Below are 26,274 nucleotides of genomic sequence, written 5' to 3'. Positions count from 1 at the left end.
GCACGGACGGCGAGTTTGAGTGCAAACACGGCGATACCGTCTTCATCACGCCCGATGACACCAAGATCCACAGGTTCGATGAAAAGGGTGTGGCGATATCGGCCTGAGCCTCACGCCTCCCCGATCCTGACGCCATTCCGATCAAAGACATGCAGCTTTTCCTGCGGGAAATCGACCCGCAGGGACTTGCCCGGCTGCAACAATTCCCGGTCTGAAGAAAACAGCTTGAACGGCAATCCATGCACGGTGAGGTGCAGGATAACGCCGAGGCCGGTCGGCTCGACCAGATCGACCGTCGCTTCCACACCGCCTTCAACCGGCGCGACGGTCACATGTTCCGGGCGGATACCGAGCGTGACCGGTTCGCCATCGGCCCGCTTCACATCGCGGCCAAGCGCCAGACGCGTGCCGTCACCCAGCACGACGAAACTGCCGCCATTCTCCTGCACGAGCCGTCCTTCGAGGAAATTCATGCCGGGCGAACCGATGAAGCCAGCGACGAAAAGATTGGCGGGACGATCATAAAGATCGAGTGGCGCGCCGATCTGCTGCACATGGCCGGCATTCATGGCGACGATACGTGAGGCAAGCGTCATCGCCTCGATCTGGTCGTGGGTGACGTAAACCGAGGTAGCACCAAGATCGGCATGCATGCGTTTGATTTCGGCACGCATCTGCTCGCGCAACCGCGCATCGAGGTTGGACAGCGGCTCATCGAACAGGAAGGCCTTTGGCTGGCGCACGATGGCGCGGCCCATGGCGACGCGCTGGCGCTGGCCACCGGAGAGCGCCTTCGGGCGGCGGGCGAGATAGGGATCGAGGCCGAGTTTTGCCGAAGCACCGGCGACCGCCGCCGCGATGCTTTCCTTCGGGCTGCGGCGCAGGCGCAGGCTATAGCTCATATTGTCGGCAACGCTCATATGCGGATAGAGCGCATAGGACTGGAACACCATGGCAATATCCCGATCCTTAGGCCGGCGATCATTGACACGTTCACCGTCGATGGACAGGTCGCCGGACGTTATCTCTTCAAGGCCGGCGATCATGCGCAGCAGCGTCGATTTTCCGCAGCCGGAGGGACCGACGAGCACGATGAACTCGCCATCCCTGATATCAAGATCGACGCCATGCAGCACGGCGAGGTCGCCATAGGTCTTGCCGACATTCTTCAACTCGATGGAAGCCATGGGATTATCCTTTCACCGCGCCGGCTGTCAGGCCCTGCACGAGATAACGTTGAATGAGCAGGAAGAAGAGGCAGGCCGGAATGAGCGCCAGAACGCCCGCCGCCATCATCTGCCCGAAATCGACGGAGAATTTCGAAACGAAGGTCAGAAGGCCAACCGGGAAAGTGGCGCTCTGGTTGCCGGAGATCAGCATCAGCGCAAACAGAAGCTCGCTCCACGCGGCGGTGAAGACGAAACCAAGCGTCGCGGCAATGCCCGGCAGCGTCAGCGGCAGGATGATCTGGCGGAAGGCCGTAAACCGGCTTGCCCCATCGATCATCGCCGCCTCTTCCAGATCCTTCGGAATGCCATCGAAGAACGACTGCATCAGGAAGGTGGCAAAAGGCACGTTGAAGGCGGTGTAGACGATGACGAGGCCCGTCAGGCTGTTGGTGAGTCCCAGCGGCGACAGCATCTTGAAGATCGGCGCGACCAGCATGACCAGCGGAAACATCTGGGTGATCAGCATGAGCGCCACGATCCAGTATTTGCCCTTGAAACGGAAGCGCGACAGCGCGTAACCCGACAGCGAGGAGAGTATCGTTACGGCAATTGCCGTGGAGCCCGCGACGATGACGCTGTTCTTAAAAAACGTCGGGAAGGCACTGTTTTCTATGACGAAACGATAATGATCCCATGTCGCCCGCGATGGCCACATCCTGACACCTTCGCTATAGAGCAGATCGTTCGGCGTGACGGACACCTTCAGCAGCCAGAACAGTGGGAACAGCGCAAAGGCGATATAGGCAAGGATCGCCAGACGATGGGCAAGGGTGAGAAATATCCTTGATGTCATCGGTCAGTCCTTCTCGATCAGGCGCTGGCGCAGCAGCACGATCAGCATGGAATAGGCAAGCAGCAGCACCAGCAGCACCAGCGCAATGGCCGAGGCATAACCGAAATCCAGACGCCGGAAGGCCTGGGTGAAGATGTAGCTGGCGACAATCTGCGTGCGGTCGGCCGGTCCGCCATTGGTCATGACGATGATGAGATCGGCGAAATTGGCGATCCAGACGGTGCGCAACAGGATGGTGATGGCGATGGTGGGCGCCAGAAACGGCAGGGTGATGGAGGTGAAGCGCTGCAGCGGGTTTGCCCCGTCAATTTCCGCCGCCTCATAAAGATCGCGCGGGATGGCCTGAAGTGCCGCAAGCAAAGTGATGGCGAAGAAGGGAATGCCCCACCAGACATTGGCGATGATCGGCCCCCACATGGCAAGCTGCGGATCGGCGAGGATATTGTTAGGCGCGGATAACAGCCCGAGCGAGACCATCCAGTGCGGTAGCGGCCCGATGACCGGATTGAACAGCCACGCCCAGTTGAGACCGGCAAGGAAGGTGGGCACGGCCCATGGCAGGAATACCAGCGCCTGCGCCAGCCCCCTGCCCGCAAAGGGTTTATCGAGCAGCAGCGCCAGAATGAGGCCGAAGAAGAATTGCAGGAAAACCGAAGCGCCTGTCCACCACAGCGTGTTTTTCAGCGCCCGGTAAAAGGCCGCATCCTGCGACAGCGCCTCCAGATGTTTGAGGCCAACGAAACCCCCGGAAAATGGATTGAGCAGCTGCACATCGCGAAAGGCATAGGAGAGGCCAAGCACCAGCGGCACCAGCATAACGGCGACGATGAGCACCAGCACGGGCGCGCTGTAAAGCCACGGTTCGGCCCAATCGGCAAACCGCCGCATCGCGGGCTTGCCAGCCGGTTTGCGCGCAGCCACCGGCCCGGCGCCATGGGCATAGGACATTGTATCGCTCCCTGATCGGACGACGGAACGGACGGGTTTTCCAGCCTCTCGGCTTACCGGTCCGAAAAATTGCGAGGAAAAGGCCTGTCGCAGCGAAGGCCGGCAAGACCCGCCGCACGGGCATTTGCGCCCGCGCAGCCGGTCAATGTCGTTACTTCGAGGCCAGGAACTTCTGCTGCGCCTTGGTCATGTAATCAGCCCATTGCTTGGCAAGGTCTTCCGGCGTGATATCGCCGAGCAGCGCTTCCTGCGACGTCTTGATCACAAGCGAATCCTTGAAGAAGGCGAATTCCTCGAGATAGGTCGGCATCGTCGTCGGCACGGCGTTCTTGTCGGCCAGCTCGTCGAACCAGCCCTTGAACTGCTCGCTGGCATAGAAGGGGTCCTTCTCCGCCGACTTGTGCACCGGCAGCGCACCGGTCTTCTTGTTCCACTCGATATTACCTTCCGGCCCTTCAAGCGTCTCGATCAGCTTCCAGGAAAGGTCCTTGTTTTCGGATTTCGACATCATCGACCAGCCGGCGAAACCGATCGTCGGGAAGGTCTTGCCGTCGGGGCCCTTGGGCATGGTCATGACGCCGAAATCTTCCGGCTTCATGCGCTGGGCAATGGCAATCAGCGCATCCGGGTCCTGATCGAGGAAGGCGCAGGTGCCGGAATAAAAGCCGGCAACGATCTCGTTGAAGCCCCAGTTGACGCTGTCCTTCGGCGCGTAACCGTTCTTGTAGAGATCGATCACATAGGTCAGGCCCTTCACCCAGCCGGGGCTGTCGAAGGTGGAGGTGCCGTCCTTGGTGAAGAACTCGTTCGAACCGGCCATGGATGCTCCGAACATGACCCAACCATTGAGGCCGCCCGGGCCGCCGCGAAGGCAATAGCCATATTTGCCGGGAAGGGCCGCGACCTTCTTCGAGGCGTCGGCGAATTCATCAAGCGTCTTCGGCGGCTCCTTCACGCCAGCCTGTTCCAGCAGTTTCTTATTGTAGAACATGGCGCGGAGATAGAAGCCGTAGGGCAGCATATAGGCCGTGTTCTTTACGTCGCGACCGAGTTCGAGCGTGCGCTCGCTGAGCCCTGCCGTGTGTTCCCATTTGGCGAGGTAGGGCTCAAGGCTTTCGAGCATGCCGTTATTGGCGTAGAGCGACAGCCAGGTATCAGGCATTTCCATCACATCGGGAATATCGCCCGCAGAGACCATGGTGGCGAATTTCTGGAAAGCCTCGCTCCATGGAAGCGAGATGATTTCAACCTTGGTGCCGGGATTGGCCGCTTCGAATTTCGAAACGATGCCTTTCAGCGTTTCGGTGCGTTCCGGGCTGGTGATAACTTCCACCAGCTTCAAGGTCGTGTCCGCCAGCGCCGTTCCGGTCATCAGGGCGGTGAAGATTGCTGCTGTTACCAGTTTTTTCATGTCGTTCTCCCCTTTTTTGTCGTCAGTTTAAAAATGCGTCAGGCGGCGGTAGCCGCCTTGATCGCGGGTTCGAGATCGTTCCAGAGGGCTTCCGTGCCCTCCAGCCCGACATGCAGGCGCACCGAACGCGCGCTGATGCCGAAGGTGTGGGCGGAGTTTGGCTGCGCCTTCTGTTCAAGCACCACTTCGCCGGGGACGATCAGGCTTTCATGCCCGCCCCAGGAAACACCCAGTTTGAAAAGCTTCAGCCGGTCGGCAAAAGCGCGCACATCCACGCCTTCCTTGAAAATGAAGGAAAACAGGCCCGACGTGCCGTTGAGACCCCGCGGCAGGCGGTTCGCCAGCCCGGGATGGCAGACGGTTTCCACGACGTCGAGCGCGTGAAGACGCGTTGCGATATCCAAAGCCGAGGCCTGATGCGCCTTCATGCGCAGTGGCAGGGTGCGAAGCCCGCGAATGAGCAGCCAGGCATCAAAAGGCGACATCTTGCCGCCGAGATAGGGATAGGTTTCCGCCCGGATGCGATCAATCATCGCCTTCGAACCGGCCACCACGCCGGAGACCACATCGCTATGGCCGCCAAGATATTTTGATGCCGAATGCACGACGAGATCGACACCCAGCGAAATCGGCTGCTGGAAGACCGGGCTTGCCCAGGAATTGTCGATGACGGTGACGGCGCCATGCCGCTTGCCAATGGCGGCGAGCGCGCCGACATCATGCGCCTCCATCACCCAGCTCGTCGGGCTTTCCATGTAGAACAGCTTTGCGCCCGGCATCGCCTTTTCAACCGCCGCCTCATCGCGGCCGTCAACATAGGTCACCTCGATATTCATGCGCTGCATGAAGGTGCCGAACAGGCGGAACGCATCGGGATAGACATGGCGCACGGCGACGATCCGGTCGCCCGGCGAAACGAAGGAGAGCACGGTGGAGGAAATGGCCGACATGCCGCTTGCAAAACCGAGCGCATCTTCCGCCCCTTCCAGCTTCGCCAGCATCTCTTCGAACAGCCGCACCGTGGGGTTCAGCCCGCGCGTATAGACCGGCCGCACCTTTTCGCCGCGATAGGTGGAGACCATTTCGTCATAGCTGGAAAAGGTGAAAAGCGAGGTCTGCACGATGGGCGGCACCACGGCCTCAAAGGCGTGGGCCTCGTCATGCGCAACGATAAATGAGGCGGGATCGAAGAGATCGTTGCCATGGTTCATTTCGACATGTCCTTTATATCTTCCTCGACGACAGCGAGGATTTTCAGTGTTTCTTCCCGCGCCGTTTCCGCGTCACCGGCGGCGATCGCGTTGAACAGGGTGCGGTGAAAGGGAAAGGAGCGGCTGGCGAAATCCGGCCGGTCAAAGGGTTTCGACCAGAAGCGTTCGAAACCCCCGCGCATCTGCTCCAATAGCTGCTTGAACAGCGAATTATGCGTGGCGTCATAGATGGAGAGGTGAAAGGCGAGGTCCGCCTTGCCAGAGGTTCCCTCCGCCAGATGCACCCGCTCCATCTCATCGAGCCGCGCTTCCATGGTGGCGATATCCTCGGGCGTGCGACGGCGCGCGGCGGCCATGGAGGCTTCCACCTCGATGCCGCGCCGTACTTCCAGCGTCATCAGCAGCGCATCGCGCAGGCTTTCGGCATCGATGGAAATCGGCATATGCACGGTGGCGGCGGAAATCGGCTTCAGCAGATAATTGCCGCTACCCTTGCGGCTGTCGATAACGCCAAGCGCCTGAAACTTGCGAATGACTTCACGGATGGTGGACCGGCCGACGCCCAGCGCCGCCATCAGCTCCCGCTCCGCCGGCAGCCGGTCTCCAGCCTTCAGCCCTGCCCGCTCCACATAGTCGGAAAGCGCGGCCTCGACCTGGCGCACGCGGTCGCTCGGCGGAATCGGCTGCATGAGTTCCCGGCTGGACCTGTCCAAGACGCACCCTCTAAATTGGTCTGACATCTTACCATTTCAAACGGGATGTCGATTGTCAACCGGCAGGCGGCCGTGCGTGCACACCATTCGGTTGGAGTGGCGAAAGAGTACCGTCGCAAGCTAGATACAGGAAAAGGTCAAGACGGGATGGCTGAAGTGAAGAGGTTAAAGCGCCGAATCACGACGACTGATGGCTGCCGGCTAAATCACCGTCGCATGGGAAACGCCACGCGCCAAAGCATCGGCATACTCGTTGCCGACGGTGCCGGAATGCCCTTTGCACCATTCTACAACCACGTGGGGATGCCGCTCCAGCAGGCTGTCGAGCTGCTGCCAGATGTCCCTGTCGGGGATCGGTCTTCGGCGGGTACGCTGATTGGGCGTAATCCGCTTCCAGCCATTGTTGCGCCAGATCGCCCTATATCGGTGGCAGCCTTCGATGACATGAACGGCATCCGTCCAGAGCGTGACAGCCCGTGTTGGCGCCTCGGCGGCAATCCAGGATAGTGCGTTGAGAACGGCGAGGACCTCGAACGTATTGTTCGATGTGCCGACAGTCCTGCCTGAAGCGGAATGAACTTGGCGGCCCGCTTCATGAACCACGAACGCCCATCCTCCGGAGCTGGAAGCATCGTCGAAGGAACCGTCGGTGAAGATGTGAAGCGCATCGGACATGAGGAGGCTTTTTAGCACCGATATGGAAATCGCTAAAGGAAGAGTTCCAGGGCCATTGCATAAACACAAAAGCAGAGAGGGCGGCACAAGCCACCCTCCCCGAACTCACAGCGATATGGTCGAACTTACTGGCCGAGCACAGCCGCCGTGATCGTCTCGATATTGTGGTTGATCATGTCGATATAGGTTGCAGCCGGGCCCTCGGCAGTCGAAAGCGCGTCGGAATAGAGCGTGCCGCCAACCTTCAGGCCGGTTTCGCTGGCGATCTGGTCAATCAGCCGCTTGTCGGTGATGTTTTCAACGAAGATCGCCGAGGCCTTGTCGTGCTTTACCTGATCCACCAGCTTGGCGACATCGGCGGCCGAGGCTTCGGATTCCGTCGATACGCCTTCAGGTGCAAGGAAATTCAGGCCATAGGCATGCTCGAAATAACCGAAGGCGTCATGCGAGGTGATGATGACGCGCTTTTCCGGCGGGATGGCGGCGATCTCGGTCTTCACCTTCTCGTTCAGAGCAGCAAGCTTGGCGATATAGGCATCCGAATTGGCGGTGTAGGTCGCGCAACCGGCCTTGTCGACCTCGCAAAAGGCGCCGGCAATGTTCTTCACGTAGATTTCGGCGTTCTTGATCGACTGCCAGGCATGCGGGTCGAACTCGCCGTGATGGTGATGTCCCTCATGGCCGTGGTCGTGATCATGGGCCTCGGCGGTCTGATGGCTGTGGCCAGCTTCCTCTGCCTTGTGGTCGTGACCTTCCTCTTCCTCGGCTTCCGGATGGGCGTGACCGGCCGGCTCTTCGGAAAGCTTGAGCGGCTCCACGCCCTTGGTCAGCTCCATCACCGGCGCCTTGGTGCCGCTGGTGTCGATCAGCCGTTTCAGGAAGCCTTCGAATTCCAGACCGTTAACCAGCACCACATCCGCCTTGCTGACGGCGACGGCATCGGCCGGGCGGGGTTCATAGACATGGGCGTCGCCATCCGGCCCGACGAGCGTGGTGATTTCGGCGCGGTCGCCGCCGACGTTCTTCGCAAAATCGGCGATGATCGAGAAACTGGCAACGACCTTGAGTTCGGCGGCGGAGGCCTGCGCCATCAGAACCGGGGAGAGGGAAAGAAGGCTGGCGCAGGTGGCCAGACGGAGGCTTTTGAACATGAAGGTTCTCCTTTTTCGAACGCTGTTTTCAGGCCGTCCTGTGACGACCGGAACCGAGAAGATCGCTGAGCACGCCGCGCGTGCCGATGAGGATGGAGAGCGCATAGATGACGCCCGCGGAAAGGATGATCGCCGGGCCGGATGGCAGCGACGCGTGATAGGACAAAAGCAGACCGGCAAAGCAGGACACCATGCCGATGCCGATGGAAATGAAGCACATGGGTGCGACACGGTTGGACCAGAAACGGCTGGCGGCTGCGGGCAGCATCATCAGCCCGACGGAAAGCAGCGTTCCCAGCGCCTGAAAGCCGCCGACCAGATTGAGCACGACGATGGCAAGGAAGAGGAAATGCACCGGGCTGCCCCAGTTGCTGACCGAACGCAGGAACAGGGGATCGAGGCATTCCGCCAGCAGCGCCCGCCAGAAAGTGATCATCACCACCAACGTCACGATGCAGATGCCGCCGATCAGGCCGAGCGCCTCATTGTTCAGCGCCAGCACCGTGCCGAACAGCACATGCATGAGATCGACGCTGGAACCGCGCCATGAGACGAGCAGCACGCCAAGCGCCAGCGAGATGAGATAAAAGGCCGCAAGCGACGCATCTTCCTTCTGGATCGTGAAGCGTGACACAGCACCGGCACCCAGCGCGACCAGAAGGCCGACGGCCAGCCCGCCGATGGTCATGGGCAGGATTTCCAGCCCGTAGAACAGAAACCCGACCGCCGCTCCCGGCAGGATGGCGTGGGACATGGCGTCGCCCGTCAGGCTCATGCGTCGCAGCATCAGAAACACACCGACCGGGCCGCAGCTGACGGCAAGGATCAGCGCACCGGCAAGCGCACGCTGCATGAAGACATATTGGACGAAGGGTTGGATGAAGATATCAGCCATGGACATTCGAATTCGCGTGGGAGTGGGCATGGGAATGGGCGGATGCCGTCTGCGGGCTTGCCCCGACGATCTGCAGCGAGGGCGCCTCGGCCGGCTCGCACCAGGGCGCATTTTCCTCCCACGCCTCGTGGAAATGTCGCGCCTGCCGGATGTTTTCCGCCTGCAGGACCTCGGCCGTCGGACCCAGCCCGACAAGCTTTCGGGCAAGGAACAGGGTCTCCGGAAAATGCTGCCGCACGAGCTGGAAATCATGAAGGACGGCCAGAACCGTGCGCCCCTCCGCCACCCATGATTTGATGAGGACCATAAGGTCGGAAACGGTGCGCTCGTCGACGGCATTGAAGGGCTCGTCAAGCAGGATCAGCTGTGCATCCTGCAACATGGCGCGGGCAAACAGGGCGCGCTGCATCTGCCCGCCAGAAAACGAGTCGATATTGCGCTTTTCAAAACCGGAAAGCCCGACCGCCTCCATCACGCGGCCCATCGCCGCCCGGTCTTCGGGACGGTGGCGGCCAAGCAGGCCGCGTTTCGGCCAGAGACCAAGCGCCACCAGATCCCGTACCTGCGCCGGGAAAGAGCGGTCGAGTTCCGATTGCTGCGGCAGATAAGCGACGGACGTATTTGGGCTTACCCGGCATTCGCCGCCGAGCGGCTTCAAAATGCCGGCAATGCCTTTCATCAGCGTCGATTTTCCCGAGCCATTGGCGCCGACCACCGCAGTGAGCGAGCCTTTGGCGATATCGCCATTCAGATGATGCACGGCCGCGCGGCCGGCATATCCAAGCGTCAGGTTTTTGAAGGCGAGGCACGGATCGCTCATCGATCCCTCCGGGGGCAGGATGTCATTCGATGGCCCTTGATATGTAATGTTATTACATTCGTCAAACGAATATGTAATGAAATAACATTAACTATCGGAAAGATACGTTGTGCTTCGCTTAGCCGCAGCCCTCGCGTTGCGGGACGCTTTTTTTCTGTCGCCCGTTGACAGGCGGCCAATATGTAATGTTATTACGTTACAACACTAAGACGGGGGCAGCACCGAACCCGTCGTTTCCAGATCGTGCGCGTGGCCGCCATGAGGTCCGCGCGAGCGTTGCCAAAGAACGAGGTCCATATGTCACAAAAACTTCCCGTCACCGTGCTTTCCGGCTTTCTCGGCGCCGGCAAGACGACGCTTCTCAACCATATTCTCGCCAATCGCGATGGTCTGCGCGTGGCGTTGATCGTCAATGACATGAGCGAGATCAATATCGACGCCGCACTGGTGCGCGATGGCGGCGCCAATCTCTCCCGTACGGAAGAGCAATTGGTGGAAATGACCAATGGCTGCATCTGTTGCACGCTACGCGACGACCTCCTGACGGAGGTGCGGGCGCTGGCCGAACAGGGCCGTTTCGATTACCTGCTGATCGAATCCACCGGCATCGCCGAGCCGCTTCCGGTCGCCGCGACCTTCGATTTTCGCGATGAAAACGGCCGCAGCCTTTCCGATATCGCGCGTCTCGACACCATGGTGACGGTGGTGGATGCCGCCAATCTTCTCAACGATTACGGTTCGTCCGATTTTCTGGCCGACCGGGGCGAAACGGCGGGCGATGGCGACAACCGCACAATCGTCGACCTTCTGGTGGAGCAGATCGAATTTGCCGATGTCGTCGTCCTCAACAAGATCGGGACTGCCACACCGGAACAGCGGGACGCCGCCCGCAAGATCATTGTCGGGCTGAACCCGGATGCGAAACTCATTGAGGCCGACTTCGGCAAGGTGGCGCTGAAGGAGGTTCTCGGCACCGGCCGTTTCGATTTCGCCAAGGCCGAAGAACACCCCCTGTGGTTCAAGGAATTGCACGGCTTCAAGGACCACATTCCCGAAACCGAAGAATATGGCATCCGCTCCTTCGTTTACCGCGCCCAGAAACCCTTCGACCCCGTGCTGTTCCAGCGCTTCATCGACCGCGCCTGGCCAGGCGTGGTGCGCGCCAAGGGCTTTTTCTGGCTGGCGACACGTCCGCGTTATGTCGGCGAGATCAGCCAGGCCGGCGCATTGGTGCGTACCGGCAAGATGGGCCTATGGTGGTCCGCCGTGCCGAAGGAGCAATGGCCGCGCGAAAAGCAGTTCCTCGATATGATGAAGCCCTATCTCGATCCGGTCTTCGGCGACCGGCGACAGGAAATCGTCTTCATCGGCTCCGACCCGATGAACGAGGCGCGCATCCGCGCGCAGCTCGACGCCTGCCTGATCGATACCGAGGCATTCACACCGGATGCATGGCGGCACCTGCCCGATCCTTTCGCAAGCTGGGACAGGCAGGCGGCTTGATCGATTGCTACCGATGCGGAGCATCCGTAAACCGTCACCCCGGGCTAGGTCCGGGGTCCAGCGCGATCAAGTACCTGATCGCGAGAGACTCTTTTCACGGCGCAGACGCGCCGTGGCTGGATGCCGGATCTAGTCCGGCATGACGGAGGAGAGGCTTCATAGAAAATTCAGCGTCACCAGCGCCAGAACGAGATAACGCCCGACCTTGGCGATGGTGACCAGCAGCAGGAAGACCGGCAGCGGTTCCTTCATGATGCCGGCGGCGACAGTCAGCGGATCGCCAATCAGCGGCGCCCAGCTGATGAGCAGGGACCATTTGCCGTAACGACGATACCAGTTCTGGGCGCGCTCCAGCGCCGCCTCCCCGACCGGAAACCAGCGTTCATGCCGAAAACGCTCGATACCGCGGCCAAGCAGCCAGTTCGCAAAGGAACCGGCGACATTGCCGGCGCTGGCCACGGCGACCAGCAGCCAGACGGGCTGTGATTTCAGAACAATGAGGCCGGCTAGTGCGGCCTCCGACTGCATGGGCAGAATGGTCGCCGCGATAAACGCCGTCAGGAACAAACCCGTATATACCGCTAGATCGGCCATCGCCCGCCCTTCATCATCAGCGAATCCCATCGCTGTCCCTGAAGTGGCGGATGAAGGCCGCAGCGGTCAAGCGGGCCTGCCACCTGGGGGCGGGTTCTCAAGCGAAATTCGCGGCAATGGCGCACACGATATCGTCATGATCCACCTCCAGCAGTGCCTTGTGGATGGATATTTGCCTGATATCACCGGAGGCAGACAGGACAACGATCACCGTTTCCCGTGGCGGGCAATCCGGCAGGGCGCAGGAAAGCTCGCTGACGGTGATAATGTCTTCGGGGTGGAGATGCAGCAGATCGCGGGACCATTGCTTCAGAAGACGGGCCTGCGAGACGATTGCCGAGCCGCTGCGCGCAAGCGGATTGTTCATGCCCTGCCCTTTCGCCCCGCCTGCGAGGCCAATGTCTCGAAGAGAGCGCGGATCGGCTGCTGCGGCATGTCCATGCCGATCAGCACGATGCGCGTGGAACGATTGCCATCCGGCCAGCGCTCCAGGCGGGTCAATGGATAAAGCCGGTGCTGCACCGCATGGGCGACAACCGGCCGCTCCGGATCATCCGTCGCGCCGAAAATTCCCTTGAGCCGCAGCAGGCCGGAATGCACATTGCTGGTGACGAGCTCCAGAAAGGTGACGATCGCCTGCGGATCGAAAGCGCCGTCAAAGGTGAGATCGAAAGCCTCTACCCCGACGCCATGGCGGTTGATATCGTGCTGATGGGCGGCATGAAGGCTCAGCCTGTCGGCCGCAAGCCACCCCGGCGCATCCTCCGACTTGCCGCGCAGCGAATAATCCGACGCTGCAAACAATGACATCAGATCGAAATCGACGGCATTACGGTCATGAAACGAGGCCGCAGGATTGAGATCGGCGAGGCTCTCCCGGTCCACGGCCGCAGCATCGGCAAGATCGGTTTTCGTCAGAACGATATGGTCGGCAAAGGCAAGCTGTTTCCAGCCTTCGATAAAGCTGTCGAGCATCGCCGGGCCGGCGACAACGTCGAAAGCCGTGACCACGCCTGAAAGGTGGAAATGCCGGGCCACGATGTGATCGCGCAGGCCAAGCGCCGGCGTGCCGCCGGCGATCAGGCTGTTGATGATCGGCGCGGGATCGGCAAGGCCGGTGGTTTCGATGACGACCCGCGATACTTCCGGCATCATCCCCTCCAGAAAGGCTTGATGCAGCTCGTAAAGCGAGGTGCGGATATCGCTGGTGGCCGTACAGCAGATGCAGCCCGTCGTCGTTCTGAAATATCGTTCAGAACCCGTTCGCACCAGACCGTGATCGATGGGCACCGAGCCGAATTCATTGACAATGACCGCGGCATCGTGCATGGCCGGCTCAGTCAGAAGCGCGTTCAGCAACGTCGTCTTGCCCGCGCCCAGAAAACCGGTCAGCAGGGTAACCGGCACCGTGCGGACAGGTGGCGCGACGGCCGAATCGTCCCTGGAATCGACCGCTTTCTTCCGCTTCATTCCGAACACATCCGCACCTTCGACATTCATAAATTCACCGCACCATAATACGTAATGTAATAACATATCAATGGCGATTATTGGATTTCCGGCGGGAGCTGATCCTGCGCCTGCATGCCCCTGGGGTCGGGCGCATGAAAAAACCATGGAACGAAGGAAATGGAATAATAAATCCGTTTCCTTCACTTTCGTTTTAATCGTTCCACGTTCTCTTGCATTTTCGTTAGAGTTCGCTTTTAATCAGGAATGCTAATACAGAGAAGATTGCCCGCAGCCGGATCGAGGAGGAACCACTGCAATAAGGGGCTGTATCTTTTACTGTTTTCATAATGGGAGGAATGACCTTGAAAAAACTCAGCTACCGCCTCGCCGCGGCATCCGCGCTTTCGTTTTTTGTCACATCGAATGCATATGCAGTAACGGACATTCAATGGTGGCACGCCATGACCGGCGCCAATAACGAGGTCGTGGATACGCTTGCCAAAGAATTCAACGATAGCCAGAAAGAATACAAGATCACGCCCGTCTTCAAGGGCACCTATCCGGAAACGCTGAATGCCGGTATCGCGGCGTTCCGCGCCAAGCAGCCGCCAGCGATCATTCAGGTCTTCGACGCCGGTTCGGGCGTGATGATGGGTGCTGCCGGCGCCATCAAGCCGGTGGCGGACGTGTTGAAGGAAGGCGGCTACACCTTCAACAAGGCCGATTATCTGGCCGGCATCGTGGCCTATTATTCCAAGCCTGACGGCACCATGCTGTCCTTTCCTTACAATTCATCCTCGCCGATCCTCTATTATAACAAGGATGTCTTCCAGAAGGCCGGCCTCGACGCCGCCAATCCGCCGAAGACCTGGCCGGAAGTTTTCGAAGCTGCCAAGAAGATCAAGACCAGCGGTGCGGCACAGTGCGGTTTCACCTCCACATGGCTCACCTGGATTCAGACCGAAAACTTCGCCGCCTGGAACAACGTCTCCTATGGCAGCAATGAAAACGGCCTTGGCGGCACGGATGTGAAACTTGCGGTCAATGCGCCGCTCTTCGTCGAGCATTTCCAGGCGATTGCCGATCTCGCCAAGGATGGCACCTTCCGTTATGGCGGCCGCACCTCGGAAGCCAAGCAGCTGTTCATGTCCGGTGAATGCGGCATCCTGACCGAATCCTCCGGCGGCCTTGGCGATATCGTCAAGACCGGCATGAATTACGGCATCGGTCAGCTTCCCTATTATGAGGGCCATGGCCCGCAGAACACCATTCCCGGCGGCGCCAGCCTCTGGGTCTTCGGCGGCAAGAGCGATGCCGAATATAAGGGTGTGGCCGAGTTCTTCCACTTCCTCTCCCAGACCAAGATTCAGGCGCGCCTGCATCAGGTCTCCGGCTACATGCCCGTGACCATCGCGGCCTATGAGGAAACCAAGAAATCCGGCTTCTATGACAAGAACCCTGCCCGCGAAACGCCGCTGCTGCAGATGATGGGCAAGCCGCCGACAGAAAACTCCAAGGGCGTGCGTCTCGTGAACCTGCCGCAGGTGCGCGACATCATGAATGAGGAATTCGAGGCGATGCTGGCCGGCAAGCAGGACGCGAAAGCGGCACTCGACAAGATCGTCGAGCGCGGCGATGCGGCCATCAAACAGGCTGCCGGCAACTAAACGATCCCCTGCCCCGCCCGCATCCTCAACAGGGTGCGGGCGGCATTCCCATCTCATCAGGAGATCGCCGTGCAAAGCGTCGTATTCCCCAACAAGATCCTGCCCTATCTGCTGGTCGCGCCGCAGATCATCCTCACGGTGATCTTTTTCTTCTGGCCGGCAAGCCAGGCGCTTTACCAGTCGACCATGCGCGAGGATGCCTTCGGGCTGAGCAGCAATTTCGTCGGGCTGGCGAATTTTTCCGCCGTGCTGTCGGATGAAAGCTATCTGAACTCGCTGCAGGTCACCGTCATCTTCAGCATCCTGACCGCGCTCGTCTCCATGGGGCTGGCGCTGCTTCTGGCGACGGCGGCGGACCGCGTGGTGCGCGGCAAGGGCTTTTACCGCACCATGATGATCATGCCCTATGCCGTCGCCCCTGCGGTGGCCGGCATGTTGTGGCTCTTCATGTTCAACCCTGCCATGGGCACGTTCTCCTACATCCTGCGCCGCAACGGCATCATGTGGGACCCGCTGCTCAACGGCGATCAGGCCATGCTGCTCGTCGTCGCCGCTGCTGCGTGGAAGCAGATCAGTTATAATTTCCTGTTTTTTGTCGCAGGCTTGCAGGCAATTCCTAAATCATTGCTGGAGGCGGCCTCCATTGATGGCGCGCGCGGTTCGCGGCGCTTCTGGACCATCGTTTTCCCGCTGCTTGCGCCGACAACCTTCTTCCTTCTGGTCGTCAACACGGTTTACGCCTTCTTCGATACCTTCGGCATCATCCATGCCGTCACCGGCGGCGGCCCGGCCAAGGCGACGGAAACGCTGGTCTACAAGGTCTATAATGATGGCTTCGTGAACCTCAATCTCGGCTCTTCCGCCGCGCAGTCCGTGATCCTGATGGTGATCGTCATCGCGCTCACCGCCTTCCAGTTCCGCTTCGTCGAGAAGCGCGTGCATTACGGCTGAGGATTTCACAATGATTGAAAATCGCCCGGTCGCCCGCGTGATCGCCCATCTGATGCTGGTACTCGGCATCATCATCGTGGCCTTCCCGATCTATTACACCTTCGTCGCCTCCTCCATGACGTCGACGGATATCATCCGCCCGCCCATGTCGCTTTTGCCCGGCGACCATCTTGGCGCCAATTACACCGAGGCCATGGTCGGCGGTGTCGAAAGAGTGGTCGGCGTCAGCCTCGAACGGCTGCTGTTCAACAGCTTCGTCGTGGCGCTCGCCATCGCCATCGGCAAGATCGTCATTTCGTTCCTGTCGGCCTTCGCCATCGTCTTCTTCCGCTTTCCCTTCCGCATGGGCTTTTTCTGGATGATCTTCATCACGCTCATGCTGCCGGTGGAAGTGCGTATCCTGCCCACCTACAAGGTCATCGTCGATCTTGGGCTGATCGACACCTATGCGGGACTGACGCTGCCGCTGATGGCATCTGCGACGGCAACCTTCCTGTTCCGGCAGTTCTTCCTGACCATTCCCGGCGAGCTGGTCGAGGCGGCGCGCATCGACAATGCAGGGCCGTTCCGCTTCATGCGGGATATCCTGCTGCCGCTGTCGAGAACCAATATCGCCGCCCTTTTCGTGATCCTGTTCATCTATGGCTGGACCCAGTATCTCTGGCCGCTGCTCGTGACCAACGACGCCAAGATGAACACGATCATCATCGGCTTGAAGCGCATGGTGGATTTCACCGACGCTTCGACGCCCTGGAATTATGTGATGGTGACGGCGATCCTCGCCATCATCCCCCCGATTATCGTTGTGGTGCTGATGCAGCGCTGGTTCGTCAAAGGTTTGGTGGAGACCGAAAAGTAATGGCAAAAATTGCGCTGAAAGACGTCCGCAAGGTTTATGGCGGCAATGTCGAGGCCATCAAGGGCGTATCGATGGATATCGCTGACGGCGAAATGATCGTGCTCGTCGGCCCCTCCGGCTGCGGAAAATCCACCCTGCTGCGCATGATCGCCGGGCTGGAGGGCATTTCCGGCGGCCAGATCGTCATCGGCGACCGCGTCGTCAACGATCTCGAACCCTCTGACCGCGATATCGCCATGGTGTTCCAGAACTATGCGCTTTATCCGCATATGACGGTGCGCCAGAACCTTGCTTATGGCCTGAAGAACCGCAACACGCCGAAGGAAGAAATCGAGCGGCGCATCACCGAGGCGGCCAAGGCACTGGAGATCGAACAGTTCCTGGAGCGCAAGCCGCGCCAGCTTTCCGGCGGCCAGCGCCAGCGTGTGGCCATGGGCCGCGCCATCGTGCGCAAACCGGCAGCCTTCCTGTTCGACGAGCCGCTCTCCAATCTCGATGCCAAGCTGCGCGTGCAGATGCGTGTCGAAATCCGCCGCCTGCAGCGCTCGCTCGCCACGACAAGCGTTTATGTCACCCATGACCAGATGGAGGCCATGACGCTGGCCGACCGGCTGGTGGTGCTGAACGCCGGCCGCATTGAGCAGATGGGTACGCCGATCGAGCTTTACGAAAAGCCGGCGACCACCTTCGTAGCCACCTTCATCGGCTCGCCCTCCATGAACCTTCTGGCCCATGCCGCGGCCTCGTCCAATGCCTCGACCGGCTGGTCGGTAAATGGCGCCGCAGCACTACCGCAAAACGCCGCCACGCTCGGCATCCGCCCGGAAGACATCACGCTGGCGGAAGCAGAACCCGCCGATGCCGCCTTCACCGCCAACGTGCAGGTGGACGCCGTGGAACTTGTGGGCGCGGAAAGCTATGTACACGGCTCCTTCGCTGACGGCACCACCATCGTCTTCCGCGTTCCCGGCCGCTCGCAACTACGCATCGGCGAAACGCTGAAGATCGCCGCCCAGGCGAAGGATTTTCACCTGTTCGATGCGGCCGGCAAACGGATTTGAAACCGAGCGCACCGGCATGGCCGTCCCCTGCTGTAATGCCGGTGCATTCAAACCGATGATCCCGCTACATGAGCGGGCTGGCGTGATGCGAGTTTCTTCCCGAGCTTTTGCGACGGCAGCTCGATGAACCTGTAGCTCAAATAGGCCATAATCACCGTCAAGGCGAAGGTTAGGATGATGGTGACGTGGATGGGATAGGGAGCCAGTTGCCGATAGGGGAGAACATATTCCACGATCGGCTGGGCGACTGGGCCAAGCAGATACACGGAATAGCTTATCGCACCGAGCCAGACGAAAACCGGGTGCGTTATGCGGAGCTTTGTCGTGAAGAGCGCAAACAGCGCCATTCCCGCATAATAGGCAATCGTATAACGGTACCAGGTTTCACCGAAGCCCATATCCACATTATAGCTCAGAAGGCTGACGACAGGCACGGTGAAGATGATGAGGAGGGATGTGGCAAGGATGAGCCGCCGCATATGCACGCCAGCCTCTTCACTCGCGCCGTGACGCCTCAACAATCCCCAGAACATGACGGTTAGTCCAAGCGGAATGGCGACCGGCAATTTGATGCCCGTACCATATCGCGCCGCCCCCATGGCGACGGCGCAGAACAGGAAGAACACTACAGCACCCGCTGCACCCTCAGGCTTGTGAAGAAGCCTGACATAGAACAGCATGGCGCTGACGACATAAAACAGGATTTCTATCTGCAGTGTCCAATAGACCCCGAGAATATTTTGCTGTCCCAGAAACTGTTGCAGCATCGTCCCATTGGCAATGATCTGGCTAAGCGTGAAGACATCTCCCCGCACCAGCGGGATAATCAACAGAGCAAGGCCCATCGACCCCCAGTAAGCGGGGTAAAGCCTGCAAAATCGCGAAATCGCAAAGCTGCGCAAGGGCACTTTGTTTGCCTTCAGCAAGGAGAAGGGAATAACAAACCCGGAAACGGCAAAGAACATAACGACGGCGATCTTCCCGAGATCGAAGTATTCCGAAAAAAAGTAAAACAGATAATGCTCGACCGCATAGGTCGAAAATCTGTTCTTATAGGCGACTTCGGCAATATGAATGTATATCACCGCCAGAGCCGCTATGCCTCGAATGGAATCGACGTAAATCCAACGCCCGGGATTGCGCTCCGCGCTCATCAATACCTCATTCAAAATTTGTTATAAAAATGCAATATTCAACAATGTGGACTTAATTATACTGCCACCCAAACGGGAATTGCAACAGGTCATGCTCTCTTTGTCGGCGCGTGCTCCCAAACAGCTGCGGCACACCGCATTCCGACCCTGAATCGGAACGCGGTGCGACGACGCCAGCGATCTGGGGCGCTGTTTTGGAGGTAACGGCAAGCGAACTCTGCCCGCTTCCCTACCAGACGAGTTCCACCTGCGGCCGGCCATTGGAGGTTTTCTCCACGGTGCGGCCGGATGTGTCGACATTGCAGTGGACGCGCTGGCGAAAGGCGGAAAAGCTTTCGAAAGTCACCACATCCACCGGATCGTCGAGATGCAGGGTCAGCCGGTAACGTTCGGGATCGCCGCCGAGCGCCTGCACGCCCAGCACCGAAGCCACGAAGGGTTGGCCGAGGTAAAAACCTTCCACCCTTGAGCCCAGAAGATAGGGGTTGAAGGCGGGGCGGTTGCCGGCCGATGCGTGGAGGGTGTTCCAGTCGCGGAAGCCATATTGCGCGGCGATGAGTTCCAGCGCCTTCGAATGGGTGATTGCCTGCCCCTCACCTTCAAGGGCGGCGCGCAGGCGTTTTGCCTGTTCTTTCAGCCCCTCAAGTGCGGGAAGCGGTTTGGACACGTTCATAACGGTTCTCCAACATGCGCATGCCGACTATTCCGAAGGGGGTCCGCGTTGCCATCGACGACATGCAAAACATGGGATGACCGTTATTAAAGAAAGAGCTTCACCAGGGGCGCAAACGCCTGCGGACGGCCGGGGCTCTTATGCCCGTGGCCGTCCCTATAGCTTAGAAAGCGCCGCCCGTCAAAGGCGGCGCTTAACCGATCCCCTAATCAGAAGCGATAGGTGATACCCGCGCCGATCAGCCAGGGATCGAGCTTCGCCTTGCCGCTGATCGGCGTGCCGCCGAGTTCCGCCGTCCAGTCGGTCTTGAGGAAGATCTTCTTCACGTCGAAGTTCACGCCCCAATGCTCGTCCAGCATATAGTCGAAGCCGACCTGCACGGCTGCACCGACCTTGTTCTTGACATCGAGATTGCTGAAACCGGGCTTTTCCGTCTGGTTATAGAACAGCGAATAGTTCACGCCCGCGCCGATATACGGCTTGAAAGCACCGAAATCGGTGAAGTGATATTGCAGCGTCAATGTCGGCGGCAGCAGCCACGTCTTGCCGACCGGCGTGCCGGCCAGCACACCCTCGCCATTGATCTTGGCATAGGTGGTGCCGAGGATAAGCTCCGCGGCGAAGTTTTCGGTGAAGAAATAGCTGATGTCGAGTTCCGGGATCACGGTGTCCGAATAGGACAGGCCCGCTCCCGGCACACCGTCGACGCTGCCGCTGTCATGGGTGATGACGCCGAGGCCGCGCACGCGCAGCATCCACGGGCTTGCTGCCGCAATCGCCTCTTCGGCGGTGGGGGCCGGCGCTGCCTGGGCCAGATCGGCAGCCATCGCATTGGCGGATACCAGCATGGCCGCAACACCCACTGCGACACTGGCAAGCAAGGCGGTTTTTTTGTTTCCGTTCGTCATTCCATCTCTCCTATAGCGCACCGCAGCCGGGCAAGTCCCCGGAACCGGCTGATGACGGCGGGCTTTCGCGAATCTTCGCCTGCCGCAACCGCTTGGGGCCACTATGACGAAGGGACAGGCGGGCCGATTGAGATGGATCAAACCGGGACGCCGATCATGGATCGGAACGATCAACCGGCAAGCATTGTGACAATTACGCAACAAGTGCCGTCCAGCAATGGTGGAGCTCGTGCACAACGCGCCCGGCAGATGCCGGAAAAATACGAAAAAGGCCTGCAAATGCAGGCCTCCTTCCAGTGTATCACGTCTATCACGCGGCCTGGGGCGTCAGGGTTGCGGAGCCCGGCTTGCGCAGAAGCAGAACCGAGACGGCCGCGATCATGCACATCAGACCGGCAATCTGCAGCGCGGGCATATAGGTATCGAAGTCGCTTTTGAAGAAACCCGCGCCAAAGGCGGCGGTGGCGGCTCCCAGCTGGTGGCCCGCAAACACCCAGCCGAAAACGAGACCGGCCTTTTCGCGCCCGAAATTCTCGGCAGCGAGCTTCACCGTCGGCGGCACGGTCGCCACCCAGTCCAGACCGTAAAAGACGGCGAAGACCGATAGCTCCACGAAGCTGAACCCTGAGAATGAGAGATAAAGCAGGGACAGACCGCGCAGACCGTAAAACCAGAACAGCAGGAAGCGATTGTCGAACCGGTCGGAAAGCCAGCCGGCGAAAATCGTGCCGAAGAAATCGAAAATGCCGATCACCGCCAACGTGCCTGCCGCCGTCACCGCAGCCATGCCAAAATCGCCGCAGATCGAAATCCAATGTGTCTGGATGAGACCATTGGTCGAAAGCCCGCAGACAAAGAAGGTGCCGAAAAGCACCCAGAACACCGGGTTGCCCGATACGCTCTTCAGGGTCACCAGCGGCGATACCAGTGTGGCGAGAAGATTGTGATCCTGCTTGACCGGCTTCGCCACCGCCGTCTCGCCATAGGCCGGCAGGCCGACATCGGCAGGATGGTCACGCATCAAAAGCAGGACGAGAACCATGGCGGTGGCGATTACCGCAACGGACAGGGTCAAGGCGGTTCGCCAGCCGTATGCTTCCGTCAGCGCCGCGAGCAGCGGCAGGAAAACCAGCTGGCCGGTGGCGTTGCTCGCCGTCATGAGGCCGATCACCAGTCCGCGACGCTTGGAAAACCAGCGTGTCGCCACGGTAGCGCCCAACACCAGCGCGGTCATGCCCGTGCCGACGCCGATCACCACGCCCCAGAGCAGCAGCAATTGCCACACCTCGGTCATGAAGAAGGAGGCGACAATGCCGCCCATGATCAGGGCAAGCGCGGTCGAAACCACCTGCCGGACGCCGAAATGATTCATGAAGGCGGCGGCAAAAGGTCCGAGCAGGCCAAAAAGCACCAGCCTGACGGCCATTGCGGAGGAAATATCGGCGATATCCCAGCCGAATTCCTGATGCAGCGGCTGGATCATCACCCCGGCGGATCCCATCGCACCGGCGGTGGCCAGCATGGTCAAGAAGGTAGTTGCGGCAACGAGCCAGCCATAATGCAGATTTCTGCCGGCCATCCAGCTGGCGAGGCGTGTGGAGAGCATGTTCAAATTCCCTTTCCAGCGGCCGCGGCCGATATTTTGCGGGTATATACCCGCATATCCCCAAAAGTCACAGGGCTGCGAGCAGTTCCTGCAATTGTGCTGTCTTCTCAGGCCCAAGCCGAGCCTCGATTTCATCCTGCACCCCATCCCAGAGCGGGGCGCCCGCTTTCAGGATCGCGTGGCCTTCCTTCGTCACCGTCAGCATCGCTTCCCGCTGATCCTCGCCGTGGCCGATGGCCACCAGACCCATGCGAGCCAGCACCTTGGCGTTGCGGCCGACGGTGGAACGATCCAGCTCCACCCGCGCGGCCAGATCGGTCAACGAAACCGGCGCCGTGCGATTGATGTTCCGCAACAGGCTGAACTGACCGATATTCACGCCGAGCGGCGCCAGGGCCTCGTCATAATAGGACGAAACCTTGCGGGATGCTTTGCGCAACAGGATGCAATGGCAACTATCGTTTGGCATTTGTCTCGGGTATATACCCGTAAATTTCTGTGCGCAAGAGGCGCTCCGAGAAATTATCGGCGGGCAACGGCCGACCCCAAAGCCATAGAGCAGAAACAATAAACCCCGGCTTTGGGCCGGGGTTTGATATCAGCAGCGAGGCCGGTCTCAGGCAGAGAGCCTGCGACCGCTTGCCACCAACAGGCCGGCAGCGCCTTCAAGCCAGCCGGCTTTCAGTTCCAGCGCCAGGAAACGGCTGCGCTCGAACGGGCCGGGCATGATGAGGTGCTGGGCCTTGTCGGCGAAAAAGCCGAAGCGCTCGTAATAGGGTGCATCGCCCACCAGAAGAACGGCGCCGTGGCCGCGCTTGGTGGCTTCGGCAATGGCGGCGCGCATCAGCGCCGAGCCGATGCCCTTGCCTTCATGGGCGGCATCGACGGCCAGCGGGCCGAGCAGCAGCGCTTCGACGGCGCGGCCTTCGCGCGAGATGCCGGCCTCGACGTTCCATAGGCGCACCGTGCCGATGACATGGCCGTCCTCATCGCGGGCGACGAGCGCCAGGCCTTCGGCCGGAATGCGACCCGCGCGCAGCTTTTCGGAAGACTTGCGGCGGCGGCCGGCGCCCATGGCGCGGTCCAGCAGGTTCTCACGGGCGACGACATCGCCCGGATTTTCCTGATCGACATGAAATGTCTGAGGCGTGAAAAATGCCCGTACCGAATTCAAAAGAGCGGCCATCCTTGGCCTCCCGTCACACTACCGCCCACACGCGGCCCTTGATGAAAAATTGGTGGAGCCGTTCCGGCCCGCCGACACGCTTTCCTCGGCTGGAAGAGGTGCAGCAAGCAGGGATTTGCGCATCAGCACAATCGGCAAAGCCGGAACGGAAGCTTGGTCGAGAAGCCGCCCTTTTCAGCGGGCGGCGTTCGGATCAGATGACGTAGGCCTTCAGCGGCTCGAAACCGTTGAACGCGACCGCCGAATAGGTGGTCGTGTAAGCGCCCGTGCCTTCGATCAGAACTTCGTCGCCGATGGTCAACGAGACCGGCAGCGGGTACATGTTCTTTTCATACAGCACGTCGGCGCTGTCGCAGGTCGGGCCGGCCAGAACGCAGGGCTCCATCTCGTCCTGATCGCGCTCCGTGCGGATCGGGTAACGGATAGCCTCGTCCATCGTCTCGGCGAGACCGCCGAACTTGCCGATGTCGAGGAACACCCAGCGGTGGTTGTCATTGTCGGACTTGCGCGACACGAGAACGACTTCCGCCTTGATGACGCCGGCATTGCCGACCATGCCGCGGCCCGGCTCGATGATCGTCTTCGGGATCTGGTTGCCGAAGTGCTTGCGCAGCGCCGTGTCGATCGCCTGGCCGTATTCTTCGGCAGCCGGAACGTCGCGCAGGTACTTGGTCGGGAAACCACCGCCCATGTTGACCATCTGCAGGTGGATGCCCTGCTTGGCAAGCGAAGCGAAGACGCGCTTGGCGTCGGCCAGCGCCGCATCCCATGCGTCGAGGTTCATCATCTGCGAACCGACATGGAAGGATACGCCATAGGACTCGAGACCGAGCTGGTGTGCGTAAACCAGAACGTCGACCGCCATCTGCGGCACGCAGCCGAACTTGCGCGACAGCGGCCATTCGGCGCCTTCGCCATCCGTCAGCACGCGGCAGAAGACGCGCGCGCCGGGAGCGGCACGGGCGACCTTCTCGACTTCCTCATGGCTGTCCACGGCGAAGAGATCGATGCCGAGCGCATGGGCGCGTGCAACATCGCGTTCCTTCTTGATGGTGTTGCCGAAGGAGATACGGTCAGCCGTCGCACCGGCATCGAGCGCCATCTGAATTTCAGCCACGGAGGCGCAATCGAAGTTGGAGCCGAGCGAAGCGAGCAGCTTCAGGATTTCGGGAGCCGGGTTTGCCTTGACGGCGTAATAAATGGCGCTGTTCGGCAGGGAATGCCGGAAAGCGTTGAAATTGTCGCGCACGACGTCGAGATCAACCACGAGGCAAGGGCCTTCGGGACGTCGGGTCTTGATGAAGTCGAGAATGCGTGCAGTCGTCATCGATGTATTCCCTGTTAAACCGGCTCCGGAAAAATCCGGAGGACAAAGGACGCTCGAGATATGCATTCGAATCAGCCGGTGGAGGCGCAGAATCGATAGCATACGCTCAAGGCGCGAATGTGAACGATGCCCTGCCAGAGCATCATTCGGCTTTGTCTGCCATGGATTGGAGGGAATGACCCGACCGCACTTCAGGCAATGATGGTGTGCCTCTTTAGTACCCCGGCTGATGGAAAGCCGGCAGAGAACCAGAAAGGCCCGCACCGTCGTTGCTTCGTATGTCCTCGCATTTTCCGGTTGGCCGGAATAGCGACTGGAGGGGTTAGTTCCAGGTACCTTACCTAAATCCTCACCACATCGAGGAATCGGCGGACACACATGGGCACGTGCGACTTTGGGCAGCACGGGAGATAAGAATATTCGCAGTCATAATCAAGAGGATTTTTTCACCAAAGAGCGGATTTTTTCGGCAATGAATTAAGGGTTGAACAGTCCACCCTCGCCGTTCAATTATATGGAACGAACAGGAGGATTTTCATGGACACGCTCACCCGCATCCGCGCCTTTATCGATGTCGTCGAAGCGGAGGGTTTTTCCGCCGCGGCGCGCAAGACGGGGCGTTCCAAGGCGCTTCTGTCCAAATATGTGCGGGAACTGGAGGACGATCTCGGCGCGCTGCTCCTCAACCGCACCACCCGGCAGTTCTCTCTGACGGAAGCCGGGCACACCTATTACCGCACCGCTTCCGATATTTTGAAGGAGATCGATAACCTTGCCGATCTGGTGCGCGAAAAGAATGCCGACCTCAAGGGCAAGCTCAGGATTTCCGTTCCCCGCACCTTCATCGATGCCGATGTCGGCCAGAGTCTGATCGATTTCGCCAAGGAAAATCCGGAACTGTCGCTGGAGATCGTCGCGGAAGACCGATTCGTCGACCTGATCGAGGAGGGTTTCGATCTTGCGGTTCGCATAACCCGGCTGGAGGATTCCGGTCTCATCGCCCGCAAGCTTTCCGATTTCCGGGTCTATGCGGTGGCGACGGCGGATTTCGTGGCGCAGCACGGGCCGCTCGACGGGCCGCAGGATTTCTCCCGCGTTCCCTTCATCATCGACACCAATACGCGGTTTCACAATACGGTACGGTATCTGGAGCCGGATGGCGGTTCGAACTCCGTCACCATCAGCGGACCGATCGAGGTCAACAGCCCGCAGGCGACGCTGCGCGCCGCCCGCGCCGGGCTCGGCATTGCGCTCGTGCCCGATTTCATCGCCAGACCCTATATCCAGTCCGGCGAGCTGGTGACGCTGTTCGACGATTATATTTCCAAGGACAGGGGTATCTATGCGGTCTATCCGCATCGCCGTTACCTGCCCGCCAAGGTTCGCAGCTTCGTGGATTATCTCTCGGCCTGGTTCAGGAAGAACGGGTGAGCCACAAAATGAAACGCCCGCCTTGCGGCGGGCGTCGGCGTTAGCGGAAAATCAGA

General features: G+C 59.9%; 26 protein-coding genes. 6 read left to right on the top strand and 20 right to left on the bottom strand.

All coding sequences use genetic code 11. The features are described from left to right. Nucleotides 1-110 precede the first annotated feature (110 nt). From ACQZ40_RS20575 to aztA, 10 genes are all read right to left on the bottom strand, one after another. Entirely contained in the window at nt 111-1,187 is a 1,077-nt protein-coding gene (locus tag ACQZ40_RS20575) for an ABC transporter ATP-binding protein (protein ID WP_448748597.1), read from the bottom strand. 4 nt (nt 1,188-1,191) lie between these two features. Further along, nucleotides 1,192-2,022, bottom strand: a complete 831-nt coding sequence (locus ACQZ40_RS20570; RefSeq protein WP_035228147.1) for a carbohydrate ABC transporter permease — start codon at nt 2,020-2,022, stop codon at nt 1,192-1,194. Nucleotides 2,023-2,025: 3 nt separating this feature from the next. Continuing rightward, nucleotides 2,026-2,970, bottom strand: a complete 945-nt coding sequence (locus ACQZ40_RS20565) for a carbohydrate ABC transporter permease (RefSeq protein ID WP_003525091.1) — start codon at nt 2,968-2,970, stop codon at nt 2,026-2,028. 151 nt (nt 2,971-3,121) lie between these two features. Further along, nucleotides 3,122-4,381 carry an ABC transporter substrate-binding protein gene (locus ACQZ40_RS20560; protein ID WP_174039840.1) on the bottom strand — a complete coding sequence of 420 codons (1,260 nt, stop codon included), beginning with the start codon at nt 4,379-4,381 and terminating at the stop codon, nt 3,122-3,124. A 38-nt stretch (nt 4,382-4,419) separates the two neighbouring features. Beyond that, complete coding sequence (locus ACQZ40_RS20555; protein ID WP_448748596.1) at nt 4,420-5,592, bottom strand: PLP-dependent transferase; 1,173 nt, start codon at nt 5,590-5,592, stop codon at nt 4,420-4,422. Further along, nucleotides 5,589-6,281, bottom strand: coding sequence for a FadR/GntR family transcriptional regulator (locus ACQZ40_RS20550; protein WP_220318886.1), 693 nt, complete (start codon nt 6,279-6,281; stop codon nt 5,589-5,591). Before ACQZ40_RS20550 ends, ACQZ40_RS20555 begins: the two co-directional genes overlap by 4 nt. A gap of 225 nt (nt 6,282-6,506) precedes the next feature. Continuing rightward, nucleotides 6,507-6,980 (bottom strand): ribonuclease H family protein, encoded by a 474-nt coding sequence (locus tag ACQZ40_RS20545; RefSeq protein WP_448748595.1) that lies wholly within the window; start codon nt 6,978-6,980, stop codon nt 6,507-6,509. 125 nt (nt 6,981-7,105) lie between these two features. Continuing rightward, nucleotides 7,106-8,131, bottom strand: a complete 1,026-nt coding sequence (gene aztC, locus ACQZ40_RS20540) for a zinc ABC transporter substrate-binding protein AztC (protein WP_448748594.1) — start codon at nt 8,129-8,131, stop codon at nt 7,106-7,108. A 28-nt stretch (nt 8,132-8,159) separates the two neighbouring features. Further along, nucleotides 8,160-9,026 carry a zinc ABC transporter permease AztB gene (gene aztB, locus ACQZ40_RS20535; protein ID WP_003525097.1) on the bottom strand — a complete coding sequence of 289 codons (867 nt, stop codon included), beginning with the start codon at nt 9,024-9,026 and terminating at the stop codon, nt 8,160-8,162. After that, nucleotides 9,019-9,846, bottom strand: coding sequence for a zinc ABC transporter ATP-binding protein AztA (gene aztA / locus ACQZ40_RS20530; protein ID WP_448748593.1), 828 nt, complete (start codon nt 9,844-9,846; stop codon nt 9,019-9,021). Before aztA ends, aztB begins: the two co-directional genes overlap by 8 nt. A 297-nt stretch (nt 9,847-10,143) precedes the next feature. Between aztA and zigA the strand changes: the two genes are divergently transcribed. After that, a complete protein-coding gene (gene zigA, locus ACQZ40_RS20525; RefSeq protein ID WP_448748592.1) occupies nt 10,144-11,349 on the top strand; it encodes a zinc metallochaperone GTPase ZigA in 1,206 nt (401 codons plus the stop codon). Nucleotides 11,350-11,505: 156 nt separating this feature from the next. On the opposite strand, the gene ACQZ40_RS20520 is transcribed toward zigA, so the two are convergent. The 3 genes from ACQZ40_RS20520 to ACQZ40_RS20510 form a co-directional block, all read right to left on the bottom strand. Then, nucleotides 11,506-11,943, bottom strand: a complete 438-nt coding sequence (locus tag ACQZ40_RS20520) for a YqaA family protein (protein ID WP_104679668.1) — start codon at nt 11,941-11,943, stop codon at nt 11,506-11,508. Nucleotides 11,944-12,040: 97 nt separating this feature from the next. Continuing rightward, a complete protein-coding gene (locus tag ACQZ40_RS20515; RefSeq protein WP_065655473.1) occupies nt 12,041-12,310 on the bottom strand; it encodes a hypothetical protein in 270 nt (89 codons plus the stop codon). Then, nucleotides 12,307-13,413 (bottom strand): CobW family GTP-binding protein, encoded by a 1,107-nt coding sequence (locus ACQZ40_RS20510; RefSeq protein ID WP_223215671.1) that lies wholly within the window; start codon nt 13,411-13,413, stop codon nt 12,307-12,309. The genes ACQZ40_RS20515 and ACQZ40_RS20510 overlap by 4 nt, the downstream gene beginning before the upstream one ends. A gap of 338 nt (nt 13,414-13,751) precedes the next feature. Between ACQZ40_RS20510 and ugpB the strand changes: the two genes are divergently transcribed. The 4 genes from ugpB (at nt 13,752) to ACQZ40_RS20490 (ending at nt 17,933) form a co-directional block, all read left to right on the top strand. After that, on the top strand, nt 13,752-15,062 hold the full coding sequence (gene ugpB / locus ACQZ40_RS20505) for a sn-glycerol-3-phosphate ABC transporter substrate-binding protein UgpB (protein ID WP_003523344.1): 1,311 nt from the start codon (nt 13,752-13,754) through the stop codon (nt 15,060-15,062). A 69-nt stretch (nt 15,063-15,131) separates the two neighbouring features. Then, complete coding sequence (ugpA, locus tag ACQZ40_RS20500) at nt 15,132-16,013, top strand: sn-glycerol-3-phosphate ABC transporter permease UgpA (RefSeq protein WP_078052474.1); 882 nt, start codon at nt 15,132-15,134, stop codon at nt 16,011-16,013. Between the two features lie 10 nt (nt 16,014-16,023). Further along, nucleotides 16,024-16,872 carry a sn-glycerol-3-phosphate ABC transporter permease UgpE gene (gene ugpE / locus ACQZ40_RS20495; protein WP_080854682.1) on the top strand — a complete coding sequence of 283 codons (849 nt, stop codon included), beginning with the start codon at nt 16,024-16,026 and terminating at the stop codon, nt 16,870-16,872. Next, the gene (locus ACQZ40_RS20490) at nt 16,872-17,933 is read left to right on the top strand and encodes a sn-glycerol-3-phosphate import ATP-binding protein UgpC (protein WP_448748591.1); all 1,062 of its coding nucleotides are present in this window, start codon (nt 16,872-16,874) and stop codon (nt 17,931-17,933) included. The genes ugpE and ACQZ40_RS20490 overlap by 1 nt, the downstream gene beginning before the upstream one ends. 47 nt (nt 17,934-17,980) lie before the next feature. Here ACQZ40_RS20490 and ACQZ40_RS20485 read toward each other — a convergent pair whose 3' ends face one another. From ACQZ40_RS20485 to odc2, 7 genes are all read right to left on the bottom strand, one after another. After that, a complete protein-coding gene (locus ACQZ40_RS20485; RefSeq protein ID WP_448748590.1) occupies nt 17,981-19,087 on the bottom strand; it encodes an acyltransferase family protein in 1,107 nt (368 codons plus the stop codon). A 229-nt stretch (nt 19,088-19,316) separates the two neighbouring features. Beyond that, nucleotides 19,317-19,760: a glyoxalase superfamily protein gene (locus ACQZ40_RS20480; protein WP_271046368.1), complete on the bottom strand. Its 444-nt coding sequence runs from the start codon at nt 19,758-19,760 to the stop codon at nt 19,317-19,319. Nucleotides 19,761-19,969: 209 nt separating this feature from the next. Then, entirely contained in the window at nt 19,970-20,668 is a 699-nt protein-coding gene (locus ACQZ40_RS20475; protein ID WP_065655479.1) for an OmpW/AlkL family protein, read from the bottom strand. 310 nt (nt 20,669-20,978) lie between these two features. Further along, on the bottom strand, nt 20,979-22,274 hold the full coding sequence (locus ACQZ40_RS20470; protein ID WP_080820717.1) for an MFS transporter: 1,296 nt from the start codon (nt 22,272-22,274) through the stop codon (nt 20,979-20,981). Between the two features lie 67 nt (nt 22,275-22,341). Next, nucleotides 22,342-22,743: a MarR family winged helix-turn-helix transcriptional regulator gene (locus ACQZ40_RS20465; protein ID WP_020813347.1), complete on the bottom strand. Its 402-nt coding sequence runs from the start codon at nt 22,741-22,743 to the stop codon at nt 22,342-22,344. A gap of 147 nt (nt 22,744-22,890) precedes the next feature. After that, nucleotides 22,891-23,460, bottom strand: a complete 570-nt coding sequence (locus ACQZ40_RS20460) for a GNAT family N-acetyltransferase (protein WP_080854677.1) — start codon at nt 23,458-23,460, stop codon at nt 22,891-22,893. A gap of 193 nt (nt 23,461-23,653) precedes the next feature. After that, on the bottom strand, nt 23,654-24,787 hold the full coding sequence (gene odc2, locus ACQZ40_RS20455; RefSeq protein WP_003523360.1) for an ornithine/lysine decarboxylase: 1,134 nt from the start codon (nt 24,785-24,787) through the stop codon (nt 23,654-23,656). A gap of 537 nt (nt 24,788-25,324) precedes the next feature. Between odc2 and ACQZ40_RS20450 the strand changes: the two genes are divergently transcribed. Continuing rightward, nucleotides 25,325-26,218, top strand: a complete 894-nt coding sequence (locus ACQZ40_RS20450; RefSeq protein ID WP_065655482.1) for a LysR family transcriptional regulator — start codon at nt 25,325-25,327, stop codon at nt 26,216-26,218. The last annotated feature ends 56 nt before the right edge of the window (nt 26,219-26,274 follow it).

This window comes from Agrobacterium sp. 16-172Ci, assembly GCF_053522725.1.
This window is presented reverse-complemented; position numbering and strand designations above follow the sequence as displayed.